This window comes from Shewanella sp. 433, assembly GCF_059338565.1.
The window spans coordinates 3435386-3447894 of record NZ_CM181703.1; the positions used below are offsets into that span (position 1 = coordinate 3435386).

13 protein-coding genes are annotated in these 12509 nt (G+C 45.3%); 1 reads left to right on the forward strand and 12 read right to left on the reverse strand.

What is annotated here, in order from left to right; translation table 11 throughout:
• Window positions 1-6 precede the first annotated feature (6 nt).
• The 3 genes from AC5YB1_RS15240 to rpoE all read right to left on the reverse strand — a co-directional run bounded on the left by AC5YB1_RS15240 (window position 7) and on the right by rpoE (window position 2229).
• Window positions 7-939: a MucB/RseB C-terminal domain-containing protein gene (locus AC5YB1_RS15240; protein ID WP_494519865.1), complete on the reverse strand. Its 933-nt coding sequence runs from the start codon at window positions 937-939 to the stop codon at window positions 7-9.
• Between the two features lie 67 nt (window positions 940-1006).
• Window positions 1007-1612 carry a sigma-E factor negative regulatory protein gene (locus tag AC5YB1_RS15245; RefSeq protein WP_494519866.1) on the reverse strand — a complete coding sequence of 202 codons (606 nt, stop codon included), beginning with the start codon at window positions 1610-1612 and terminating at the stop codon, window positions 1007-1009.
• Between the two features lie 38 nt (window positions 1613-1650).
• The gene (gene rpoE, locus AC5YB1_RS15250) at window positions 1651-2229 is read right to left on the reverse strand and encodes an RNA polymerase sigma factor RpoE (RefSeq protein WP_110456599.1); all 579 of its coding nucleotides are present in this window, start codon (window positions 2227-2229) and stop codon (window positions 1651-1653) included.
• 197 nt (window positions 2230-2426) lie between these two features.
• Here rpoE and nadB point away from each other — a divergent pair, with 197 nt between their 5' ends.
• Window positions 2427-4049 (forward strand): L-aspartate oxidase, encoded by a 1623-nt coding sequence (nadB, locus tag AC5YB1_RS15255; protein WP_494519867.1) that lies wholly within the window; start codon window positions 2427-2429, stop codon window positions 4047-4049.
• Window positions 4050-4062: 13 nt separating this feature from the next.
• Here nadB and AC5YB1_RS15260 read toward each other — a convergent pair whose 3' ends face one another.
• The 9 genes from AC5YB1_RS15260 to rppH form a co-directional block, all read right to left on the reverse strand.
• The gene (locus tag AC5YB1_RS15260; protein WP_494519868.1) at window positions 4063-4473 is read right to left on the reverse strand and encodes a protein YgfX; all 411 of its coding nucleotides are present in this window, start codon (window positions 4471-4473) and stop codon (window positions 4063-4065) included.
• Window positions 4454-4693: an FAD assembly factor SdhE gene (locus AC5YB1_RS15265; protein WP_494521654.1), complete on the reverse strand. Its 240-nt coding sequence runs from the start codon at window positions 4691-4693 to the stop codon at window positions 4454-4456. The genes AC5YB1_RS15260 and AC5YB1_RS15265 overlap by 20 nt, the downstream gene beginning before the upstream one ends.
• Before the next feature lie 74 nt (window positions 4694-4767).
• Window positions 4768-5676, reverse strand: a complete 909-nt coding sequence (gene nhaR, locus AC5YB1_RS15270; protein ID WP_494521655.1) for a transcriptional activator NhaR — start codon at window positions 5674-5676, stop codon at window positions 4768-4770.
• A gap of 202 nt (window positions 5677-5878) precedes the next feature.
• Window positions 5879-6262: a hypothetical protein gene (locus AC5YB1_RS15275; protein ID WP_494519869.1), complete on the reverse strand. Its 384-nt coding sequence runs from the start codon at window positions 6260-6262 to the stop codon at window positions 5879-5881.
• Window positions 6259-7434 carry a Na+/H+ antiporter NhaA gene (gene nhaA / locus AC5YB1_RS15280; RefSeq protein WP_494519870.1) on the reverse strand — a complete coding sequence of 392 codons (1176 nt, stop codon included), beginning with the start codon at window positions 7432-7434 and terminating at the stop codon, window positions 6259-6261. Before nhaA ends, AC5YB1_RS15275 begins: the two co-directional genes overlap by 4 nt.
• Window positions 7435-7737: 303 nt before the next feature.
• Window positions 7738-8589, reverse strand: coding sequence for a thymidylate synthase (locus AC5YB1_RS15285; protein WP_494519871.1), 852 nt, complete (start codon window positions 8587-8589; stop codon window positions 7738-7740).
• Between the two features lie 95 nt (window positions 8590-8684).
• Window positions 8685-9476 carry a sulfite exporter TauE/SafE family protein gene (locus tag AC5YB1_RS15290; RefSeq protein ID WP_494519872.1) on the reverse strand — a complete coding sequence of 264 codons (792 nt, stop codon included), beginning with the start codon at window positions 9474-9476 and terminating at the stop codon, window positions 8685-8687.
• Window positions 9477-9575: 99 nt separating this feature from the next.
• Window positions 9576-11807, reverse strand: coding sequence for a phosphoenolpyruvate--protein phosphotransferase (gene ptsP / locus AC5YB1_RS15295; RefSeq protein WP_494519873.1), 2232 nt, complete (start codon window positions 11805-11807; stop codon window positions 9576-9578).
• A gap of 25 nt (window positions 11808-11832) precedes the next feature.
• Window positions 11833-12357 carry an RNA pyrophosphohydrolase gene (gene rppH / locus AC5YB1_RS15300; protein WP_494519874.1) on the reverse strand — a complete coding sequence of 175 codons (525 nt, stop codon included), beginning with the start codon at window positions 12355-12357 and terminating at the stop codon, window positions 11833-11835.
• Between the last annotated feature and the right edge of the window lie 152 nt (window positions 12358-12509).

The following is a 12509-nucleotide window of genomic DNA, read 5'->3' on the forward strand; positions in this document are numbered from 1 at the left end:
ATGCCATCACTCGATTCTAATACTCTTGGCGATACGCGACAGGGTTTCAACCGGTGCTTTACCGACTGCCACCACTTCTGCATTCCCCACCCTCTCACTCGCCAGCGACAGACCGTTTCGAGTCATTAACTCTTCTGGTAACACGGTTTCAGGCGCTCTAGCCACATAAACAGAAATATGAGTTAAGCCATCACTGAGCGCGATATACTCTACCGCTTCGTGACTGCCAATTAGCCGGTGACTGTCTTTAAGCACGATAGTAAAGCCTGAGGGCAACCAGCTAAATTGCCAGTTATTGCCTTGCTCTCTTGGTGGCTGCGGCATCACAGGTGGCCACTGTTGCTTATAGGCCTCATGTAAAATCGCGGGAGCCTCTTCTAATACGATCAGCTCAACCACCAGTATCTGTTCGAGTAATTGCTTCTCAAGATTGAGCATGTCATATCGCAGCGGCAGGTAAGTATCCATATCCAACCAAACTTGATAACTGTAACGATTATCATCATTGGCTATGATACGCACCAACTGACTGGGGCGCCCTGCCAAACGGCTTCTTCCGCCGAGTACAAACTGGTACCCCTGCTCTAGCGAACTGATATTACTCGCAAATGCGGGAGGTAATACGCCTTGGATACGATCGGCTTCAATGCTATATGCCGGTTGATCATGCTCGATAAACGTCACCGTATTACCCACTCGTACGGCATTTTTAGGCGGACCGTTTAAATGCTCAAGAAAAGCCACTTCTTGATCTTCAACTTGACCATGAATATAAACCAGAGGACGAATATGATCCGACTGTAAATGGATCAGCGACATTTTAAATTCTTGAGTCCGCAGGGCTTGGCTCATGCTTTCTAACCAAGCTTTAGCGGACATATCATCCCGTGCGGTCACGGGAAGAGAGAGGACTAACAGGGCCAACCAGATAAGACGCAAGCTAACTCCTTAACATCATACTTATCATCAATCACAATATAGCGGTAGCGATAAGTAGCAATAGCTTTTAGTGATTAACCGGGATCGGTGAAGTATCACTATTGTCGTCTATATTCACACTATTATTCAATCTTTGTTGCAACATATGATCTTGAATATAGGTATTAATACGGTGACGTTGCTCCATCACTTGCTCGTTGGTATAACTTTGGTTCTTTTGCACTGGCCCAGTCTGTAGACTCACTGGTGATGCACTGCCAATCAAGGGGCGAGTATTGAGCACTGGTAATGGCGATGCGTCTAACTCGGATGTTTGGTTATAATTTTGCACCCCTACCACAGCGACTAATGCAACGCTGGCGGCAATGGCATATTGACCAAACTGCTTAAACAAAGGAATGATACCTGCCGATTTCTTGACTGGAGCAGCTTGTGTTGGTTCAACACGTTTTGGTGCAATGAGCGTAGGCTCCGCATCGATAGCAGCAGCGATGTTGGCACTGAGATCGAGATCGAACATCTTCGGCAATTCGCCACGCATCGCATCACCAATCATATGATAATCACGCCACTGACCATGTGAATCCTTATCGGCCGTTAATTCAGCCAATACCTGCTCTTCGACTTCTCCGTCGACGGCAGCGGATACCCATTCCTGACCTAATTTATCCATTTAACACCCATTTAAATTTAGTTTATTGAGATAACAATTTAGCGTTCCAGCAGTGGCTGTAACTGTTTGTCGATGGCCTCTCGCGCTCGGAAGATACGCGATCTTACCGTACCAACGGGACACTCCATCACATTGGCTATCTCCTCATAACTCATACCATCGAGTTCACGCAAAGAGATAGCTATCTTCAATTCTTGTGGCAACGTATCCAAGGTATCAAACACGACTTTCTGAATCTCTTCAGATAACATTAACCGCTCTGGCGAGGCGAATTCTTTGAGCGCATCACTGCCATCGTAATATTCAGCATCTTCGGCATCGACATCATTAGCCGGTGCTCGTCGCCCTTGGGCCACTAAATGATTTTTCGCAGTATTGACTGCAATACGGTATAACCAAGTATAAAATGCACTTTCGCCCCGAAAGTTTGGCAACGCTCGATAGGCTTTAATAAACGCCTCTTGAGCCACATCTGCCACATCGGCCTGATTTCGAACATAGCGAGCAATCAGGTTGATGACCTTACTCTGGTATTTCTGTACCAGCAGGTTAAAAGCGTTTTTATCTCCTTGCTGTACCCGTTCAACTAATTGTTGATCACTTATTTGTCCACTCATCCGAGCCGACTACTCCTAAATCTAAAATGCTGATTTCTCAGTCGCTCGAATCATATTCACCTATGTAGACTAGCGCTTACTGAAAAAGTTCTAAAAAAGTTTGCCAAATATGAATTTATTTTCTACGGCTAACCCATATCCATAATTTCTATCTTGGTTTAACATAGCAATACTCACATGACTTACCATGATACCCGATGAAACAAGTAGTTGAACACCAATCTGACGTTTTGGTTATCGGTAGCGGTGCTGCAGGGTTAACTTTAGCACTGCATCTGGCTGAAAAAACGAAAGTTATCTTACTCTCCAAGGGCCCCCTTAGCGAAGGCTCGACCTATTATGCTCAAGGTGGTATCGCCTCGGTGTTCGATGAAGAGGATACCATTGAATCCCATGTCGCCGATACACTGGTGGCAGGGGCGGGATTATGCGACGAGCAAGTGGTCACCTTCACCGCTAAAAATGCGAAAAGCGCAATGGAATGGTTAATTCAATGCGGGGTCGCCTTTGATAAAGAGGAGCGTGCCGATGGGAGTGATAACAGTGATGCCCCTTATCACCTAACTCGCGAGGGCGGGCACAGTCATCGCCGCATCCTGCATGCCGCCGATGCCACAGGTAAAGAAGTCCAGGTTACGCTGCAACAAAGCGTGATTAATCACCCAAATATCCAAGTGTTAGAGCGCTATAACGCTATTGACTTAATCACTAGTCGCAAGCTTAAACGCCCTGGTAACCGGGTGCTCGGCGCCTATGTATGGAACCGAGATCAAGAACATGTCGAAACGGTCAAGGCCCGCTTTGTCGCATTAGCCACTGGTGGCTCATCTAAAGTCTACCAATACACATCGAACCCCGATATCGCCTCGGGTGACGGTATTGCTATGGCTTGGCGCTCTGGCTGCCGTATAGCCAATATGGAGTTTAACCAATTCCATCCCACGTGTTTGTACCATGCCGATGCACGTAACTTTTTACTGACCGAAGCATTACGAGGCGAAGGCGCTTATCTTCGTCGCCCCGATGGTTCACGCTTTATGCCCGATTTCGATGAACGTGCAGAGTTGGCCCCAAGGGATATCGTGGCACGCGCCATCGATTACGAGATGAAACGCTTGGGCGCAGATTGCGTTTATCTGGATATCACTCATAAGCCAACCGATTTTGTCATAAAACACTTCCCCACCATCTATAAGCGCTGTTTAGAATGGGGCATCGACATAACCAAAGATCCCATTCCTGTGGTCCCTGCAGCGCATTACACCTGTGGTGGCGTGATGACAGATTTACACGGCCAGACCGACCTTAACGGCTTATATGCCGTAGGCGAAGTGGCCTACACGGGATTGCACGGCGCCAATCGTCTCGCCAGTAATTCGCTATTAGAATGTTTGGTCTTTGCCCGAGCGGCGGCTGAAGATATTAGCAGTCAGCTTAATAAAATTCCGATGCCGCAGAACCTTCCGCACTGGGATGAAAGCCAAGTTTCTAACTCTGATGAAGAGGTGGTTATTGCTCATAACTGGCATGAGCTAAGACTATTTATGTGGGATTACGTGGGGATTGTTCGCTCAGATAAACGCCTCGAACGCGCACTAAGGCGCTGCACCATGCTGCAGCAAGAGATACAGGAGTATTACAGTAACTTTAGAGTAAGTAACAATCTTCTTGAGCTGCGCAATTTAGTGCAAGTAGCTGAACTCATTATTCGCTGCGCGATGGAACGTAAGGAGAGCCGCGGCTTACACTATAATATCGACCACCCTGAAAAGTGTGATGATCCACAGCCCACGATTTTACTGCCCAATAAAATCGCTTAGCTAACTCATGATATTAACCAAAACGTAACAACAGACGGCACAAGTAACGATAACTTGTGTCGTCCAACATATCTCGCCACACCATCACTAGGTGTTTATCGCCATCCTTGTGCAACTCAAATAGTACTACCAGTGGCGTTATCCAGCGCCGCTTTAATGTATAGATAGCGGCGTTGTTACCCATGCCAGCATTACCTGACTCATCAAGCCAAAAGGCAAAAGACCAACGCTGAAGCCGAATCAATAACCTAATAAAGACGGCCACCACCAAAGCGATAACCCCCCATTTAATGGCAGTAAACCAGATAACATCGACAGGCGGCCAGGCCAAGAGTGAAGTGAGGCATACGGACGCCAAAACGACCAACGCGAGTCGTTGGTCGAAAGAGGGATATAAATAAAAATTATGGCGCAGGCCGGCCACGAACTTGAATGATCATTTGAGCAAGCTCGGGATCAGGACATACTTCATGCCCCATAAACCAAGCAAATAGCTCAGGATCTTCACATTCTAACAAACGCACAAAGCTGGCTTTATCTTGATTTGATAGAATGGCATATTGGGTTTCCACAAAGGGTTGGAACAACACATCTAGCTCTAACATGCCTCGTCGGCATGCCCATCTGACTCTGGCTATGTTCATTGGTTCTGACACGCAACTACTCCCTTAATTATTATTGATGTTAGTGTATCAGCTCACCGTAATACTGGCACTCTTTAAAGCAGTTCAACTTGGCTGTCTTTGCCAGCAAACAGGTCGCTAAAATCGGTCGCCAGCAAGCGTTTCACTGCTGGGTGCTGGATCATACGCTCAGCAAACATCACGTGGTACACCTCTTTAATATCAGTGGTTTCACCCAAAAAACTTATCCCGTGAGCTAAAATATCTTGTTTATAAATCGAGGGAGCGACAAAAATCCCTTGTTTAAAATAGCCAAACGCTTTCATCATGGCAGCGTCATCAAACTCGCCCAAGATGGTGACATTGAGATTGTTCTCATCAAACCAATGGTGTAACTGTTGCCCAAGTGAAGTTCGTTTACCAGGGATCAATAGCTTAGCTTGCTCTAAACAAGCAGGAAAAGGCTTACTGTAGCGTTCTGATGAAAAGAACCCTACACCACATTCACCCAATTTTTTCGACAAGATCTCAGGATACTTTAACGACTCTCCAGCACAGTCGGACAAGATCATGTCTAACTTATGCTCGCGTAATCGCTCCATTAAGCTTTCATGCGTCGATTCAAAACAGGCCAAGCGCATTGAGCCATCGGAGGGCACCACAGACAGCAACACTCGGCTCGCTAAGGCTTTTGATAAGGCATCGGCTATGCCAACTTCAAATAGAATATTGTCTTCTTTTTGATAGTTAAGCCGATCCAGCATTTCGTAACTTAGACTGAACATCTTATCGGCATAACGAAATACTAATTCACCTAGTTCAGTCGGCTCAAGCGAGCGCCCGACACGTTTAAATAAACTGCCATTTAAACGCTCCTCCAATACCCGGATCTGCCCAGTAACCGTTTGCGGTGTTAAACAAAGAGCCTGCGCTGCTTTCGCAACCGAGCCCTTTTTATGTACCATCCAAAAATAATAGAGATGATTGTAATTAAGGTGTGACATCAGCACGTAATTAACCCCTATCGCGGCCCTCAACGCTAAGTAAATTAGCGTATGATGAATGCGAGGCACTATTCAAAGTGATAGCAACATTGGTTTATATCATACCGTACACCTCGCAGGATGCCGAACAAAAATGGCAACCATACGAGAGCGTGACGATAATCATTTATTCAGGTATTGGCAGGCTAAATACAGGGCTAAATTATTGAAGGCGTTGACAATCCATCAGATTGAACATCACACTAGTCAGCTCTTCTGCTGTATTAATGTTTCCGGCAGCGAAGGCTTCTTCTAGGCCATTCACCAAGACTTCACGATCGGGAATACGACTCTCACAGTAAGTTCTATTTGCTTGCTGAAAACGTTTACCACTGCGATATTTAAGTGCTCGTGACTCATAATCATTGGATTCGAGGCGTTGCCCCATAGTATTGGGTTTATACATTAATGCCCCATCAACAACGCCTTCAAGATAGTGCTGACAAGCAGGGCTATCGATCTCCTGATTACAAGCCTGAATCTGTGATGCTGAAGCGCCAGTCACCATAGCCAATGACAGCCCTAATATAGTTAGTTGCTTTTTCATGCGTTCTCTCCTTTCTCAGGTAGTACTTTTGATAACCAAAAGTAACCAATTAAAGCTGACAAAATCGATCCCGTTAATATGCCAAGACGTGCCAGATCACCGTACACTTCACCATCCCCAACAAACGCTAAAGAGGAGATAAACATCGACATGGTAAAACCAATACCACACATCACAGCCACTGGAGCAATATGGCGCCAGCCCATTCCTTCTGGCAATACAGCCAACTTAAACTTTACTGCCACATAACTAAAAAACAGCACCCCTAGAGGCTTACCCAATAACAAACCTAATCCTATGCCAACCGGAACAGGCGACAACAGATCAGTTATGCTCATGCCTGACAGATCGACACCGGCATTAGCAAAGGCAAAAATAGGTAAAATAACAAAGGTACTCCAAGGGTGGAGATTATGTTCCAATCTCTCCGATGGAGAACTGCCATCTTTGGCTCGTAGCGGAATACAGAAGGCGATAATCACCCCGGCAAGCGTGGCGTGCACACCCGACTTAAGCACTGCGATCCACAACACGAGTCCCACAAAGCCGTACGGTAGTATCTTAGTGACCCCTTTTCGATTGAGTGCGACCAAACCGACGATGGCGAGTGCTGCTATCAACAAACTGAAGGTCGACAAATCAGAGCTATAGAACATGGCAATAATCACCACCACGCCCAAGTCATCGATAATGGCTAACGCTAACAAAAATACCTTTAACGCTACTGGCACTCGACTACCAAGCAACGCCATGATCCCAAGTGCAAATGCAATGTCGGTGGCCGCAGGAATCGCCCAACCTGATTGAGTTATAGGATCACTAAAGTTAAATACTAAATAGATGGCCGCGGGAAATAACATGCCACCAATCGCAGCAAATGTCGGTAATGCTGCCTGTTCTTTACTGGATAGCGCCCCTTCTAATAACTCTCGTTTCACCTCAAGGCCAATAAGCATAAAAAATAACGCCATCAAGCCGTCATTAATCCAGTGAATAAGGGTCTTATCGATATCTAGGCTACCCACGCGCACTTGCATTTCTGTATGCAAAAAACCTTGATACATGTCTGCTAACGGTGAATTTGCCATTAGCATTGCCAGCAAGACGGCTCCCATCAACAAGATGCCACCAGCTGATTCTTGGCTTAGAAAGTTTCTAATAGCCTTTTCCATATATAAACTCCATTAACACTCAATGCTTTGAGTCTAGCTGAATAAGCGAATAGTGAATAATCGTTTGCATCTGCATCAAACATCGAAAATACCGATCATTTAGACTATATCATGAACAACTAGCTACAACCTCTTATACAATTTCATTCTAATTAGCTTATCAAAAAAGGCCAATAGTTAACAAAAAAAACCAAATACCGCTATTTAGTCTTGTTTTTAAGCGTTCCGGATAAAAAAAACGCAAGACATGATTAAACATGTCTTGCGCTTTACCTCAGTATTTCCGCTGTTACTTAGGAAATATTATACTGAAAATGGATACTTTATCGCGTCATGATGTTGGTAACCATGCACTTCAAAGTCATCCATAGTCACCCAAGTTTCTAAGTCATGAAGCGATTTAATATCTGGATTGATAATAAGTTGTGGTGATGGTAATGGCTCACGCTTAAGTTGTACCGTTTGCATTAGCTCCAGCTGATCTTCATAAATGTGAGCATTAACAATTTTATGGTAAGCAGTCCCCGCTTTGTTACCTGTGATCTGCGCCACTAAGGCTAATAGGGTAAACACCTGCACCTGATTAAAATTAAGCCCCAGAGGGACATCACAAGAACGTTGAAAGCTATTTAAGTAGAGGGTGTCACCCAACAAAGAAAAATTATGTGTATGCATACATGGACGTAAGCAGCCCATGTGAAACTCGCCTGGGTTATAAAAACTCAAAATTTCACCGCGGTCATCTACGCCACGACTTAAATTATCAATAATTTTTTTCAGCTGATCGACACTACCACCATCGGGTTTACGCCAAGCTCGCCCCTGCACGCCATAGACGCGTCCCATATCGTCGACACCTTTACGATGGGGATTATCGAGCCAAGCACTATTCTCATTAGCGTTGGCATCCCAAGTTTTAGCGCCTAACTTTCTAAAGTCAGCTGCATTATCGTAACCACGGATATAACCGATAAGCTCAGCGATGGCGCCTTTCCAAAAACTTTTACGCGTGGTAATTAACGGAAACTCATTTGCATCGACCCGATACGTCAAATCGGCATTTATCACGGTTAAACAACGTTTTCCGGTGCGCTCATTTTCAACCCAAACACCTTCATCAATGATACGGTTACATAGCTGTAGATACTGTTTCATGGTTCCCTACTTTAATAAGATAACAGTTAGTTATCGCTAACCAACAAACTTAAATAATAACTAATTTTTAGGTCGTGACTATCGTGACTACAGGACTAAAGTACTAACTTCAACCCGATAAATACCAATAGTACGGCAAAGATTTTCTTTAACCTTGACGTTGGCCAAATACTGGCAGCTTTAGCACCAAAGGGAGCTGCCAACATAGAAGTAGAAACGATACCAATTAAAGCCGGTAGATAAATGAAGCCTAAGGTATAATCGGTTAACCCTGGCTCTCCCCACCCTGCGATGACATAGCTGACACTACCAAACAGCGCAATGGTTAATCCGGTTACCGACGAAAACCCAATCGCCTGACGGATCTGTAACCCGCACCAACATAAAAATGGCACCAGTAGTACGCCGCCACCAATCCCCATTAAGGCGGCAATGATCGCCACTAGAAATGACACACTAAATAATACGGCTCGATGGGGTAAGGGCCGAGTCGTCGTTGGTACTTTATAAGGAAACATCATCTGGATCGCCATCACAATAACAAAGATGGCAAACGCCTGCTTGAGTGTGTCGGCCGCAAATAAAGTCGCAATAAAGCCTGCCAATAACGCCCCAAGCACAAAGCCTGGCAACATCACTTTTAATAATGACCAAGGTACATTACCTAGGCGATGATGGGCACGTGCTGATGATAAAGAAGTTAAGATAATTGCCGCCAGAGAGGTTGCAATCGCCACGTGGGTTAAATGCTCAGGCATAATGCCTGTTTGGGGCAGTAAATAGAGTAAAACGGGAACGGCAATGATGCCACCACCAATCCCTAACAGTCCTGCCATAAAACCAATAAATGCACCGAGGGCCACACAACTTAAAAATATGGTTAACATCTTATCTCTACAGCTCAGCCCATCTATATCTATTAGCTTAAATCAAAAAAGCCTAGATTGAAATCTACTGCTTAGCAGCTAAGATGATTCAATTAACCTTTAGATAAACTCGGCTAACTGTCGATGAGAAAGAAACTCTGTCACTAATTGCCTCACTTCGGCGCCATTAGACTGTGATAACGCCTGTACTAATAGTTCACTTAAATCCGTGTAAGAAACTCGTCTAATAAGATAATTTATCTTGGCTAAACTACCTTGGTTCATACTTAACTGATTGAATCCCATCGCGACCAACAAAATAACGCCAATGGGCTCACCTGCGAGTTCACCGCAAACACTCACTGGTAACTGGTATTGGTCACACTCCAATCGCGCCCGCTTTAACGCCCTAAGAATACCTGGATGGTAACAATCATAAAGCGAACTCACTCTAGGATTATTACGATCAACAGCTAACAAATATTGGGTTAAATCATTAGACCCAACCGAAATAAAATCGACTCGCTTCGCCACCTCTTCAAGCTGAAATAACAGCGCCGGCACCTCAAGCATTATGCCAATTTTGGGCCTAACTAATGCGGGATGAACATCTTGCTTTACCTCACTATATGCCTGTTCCAAATAACCAATGGCCTGATCTATCTCGTCAAGACAACAGACCATTGGCAGCAAAATATGCAATTGCTCACCCGAGCCAGCCGCATTGAGCATCGCCCGTAACTGCACTAAAAACAACTCTGGATGATCTAATGTTAACCGTATGCCACGCCAACCTAAAAAGGGATTATCTTCAATAATGGGAAAGTAAGACAACGGCTTATCGCCACCGACATCCAAAGTACGCATCACCACCGGCTTATCGACTGCAGCCTGAAGCACTTGTCGATAAACCTCTGTTTGTTCCATTTCACTGGGAAAACGGCTCTGTAACATAAACGGAATTTCGGTGCGATACAGACCGATGCCATCTGCACCTTCGGCAATCTCCGAGGCCAAACTGCTAAGCAAACCGGCATTGAGGTACAAATGTACTCGCGTATCATCTAAGGTAATGGCAGGTAAAGCTAACTCTTGAGCATAGCGGTCTTGCAAGGCCTTTTCAGCGGCAATATGGCTACGATACTCTTTGATTAAAGTGGGGGTAGGTGACACTAACACTTGCCCCCTACTTCCATTAAGAATCATAAGCTTACCGTCGATACCTGCATTTAAAATACCTTCAACGCCAATCACGGCTGGCACCCCAAATGCGCGAGCCAATATCGCCGCATGGGAGTTCACCCCGCCTAATTCGGTCACAATCCCAACCAGTTTATGCTCAGGAAATTCAGCCAACATAGTGACAGTGGCCTCTTTGGTCACCAAAACCACTGGCACATCAAGTTCGATATGCATTTTCTGCGGTTCAATCAACTCCCTTAATACTCGCTGACCTAGGTCACGAATATCACTGGCTCGCTCTTGTAAGTAGGGATCTTGCATCTGTAAAAATTGCTCGATATAACGTAAAGAGACTCGACTTACCGCAGATATGGCGCTCCAACCAGCTTGGATCTCACGCACATATTCACCGCCCAAACTACTATCATCAAGCAGTAACAATAAGGCAGTAAAGATTGACTGTACCTCTTTCTCGTTCTCACCATCAAAACGCTGAGATTGCACGCTCAAGGCGTTACGGCAGGTGATAAGAGCGTTGTCGAGTAAGGCGAGTTCAGCGGCAATATCACTGCTCAGCTCATCGCGCTGTTCTAAAGCAATATCGCCACCAATCACCATGGCATTCGCAATCACAACCCCATCGGCCGCAGGCACCCCTGTATACACACACTTATTAGGTGTCAACTTGACTTCGGCTTTCTTACGCTGCTCCCTAACGGCCATAGCTAACTGTGCAGCAAGGGTCATTAAAAATGCTTCCTCCGCCTCGCTAAATTGCCGCGCATCGGCCTGCTGCACGACCAGCACACCTAAGATCAATTTTTGATAAATAATGGGAACAGCAAGAAAGGCACGAAAATCTTCTTCATCGACTTCGCAAAATAACTTAAAACGGGGATGTAACTGTGCATCCGCAAGGTTGACAGGCTCTTCGCGTTCGGCGACAAGCCCCACCAACCCTTCGGTCAGGCGCATTTTAACCTGTCCGACGGCGCGCGGATCTAGGCCGTCGGTAGCAGAGAGAACTAATTGATTGTCTTCAAGAATGTAAATAGAGCAGCACTGGGTTGCCATGGCAGATTTAGTTTGGCTCACCAATAGGGATAAAGCAGATTGGAGATCGTCGGCAGCTGCGACAGCCTGAGTTATGTCTCTAAGCGTTTTTAACACGGACTTGATCTCCTTATGCTATTTTCTACCTGCGGCGACCTCGTCTTCTGCCACTGTGGGAAGGCTCTTGCGTCTGAAACGGCAAGGCCGTTGGGGCAAACTCTTTCATTACTTTTCGATAAACATCTCGCTTAAACGACACAACCTGTCTCACAGGGTACCAGTAACTCACCCAACGCCAATCATCAAATTCTGGGTGACCGCTGGCGCCCAAGTCAATAGCTGACTCTTGGCTTTTTAATTGTAGCAAAAACCATTTTTGCTTCTGGCCGATACACAAAGGTTTACTGTCTTGCCTAATTAACCGTTTCGGTAATCTATAACGCAACCAGGAACGAGTTGAAGTTAAAATTTGCACATGCTCAGCTTTTAACCCAACCTCTTCATACAACTCCCGATACATGGCTTGCTCGGCACTTTCGCCTTCATCAACGCCACCTTGTGGAAATTGCCAGGAATGCTGACCAAATCTTCTAGCCCACATAACCTGCCCAAAGCGATTACAGATAATGATGCCTACATTTGCACGAAAGCCGTCACTATCAATCACATGGACTCCAAATATCAAATTTTAATGGATCGATTGTTTCACAAAGTGAGATCCTAGGCAATTGCCTAATAACAGATATTATTTGGATAAAAAACCCAAATATTTATTTTTATCAACAGAGGCGGTAAAAAACACGCGATGATATCCACAAA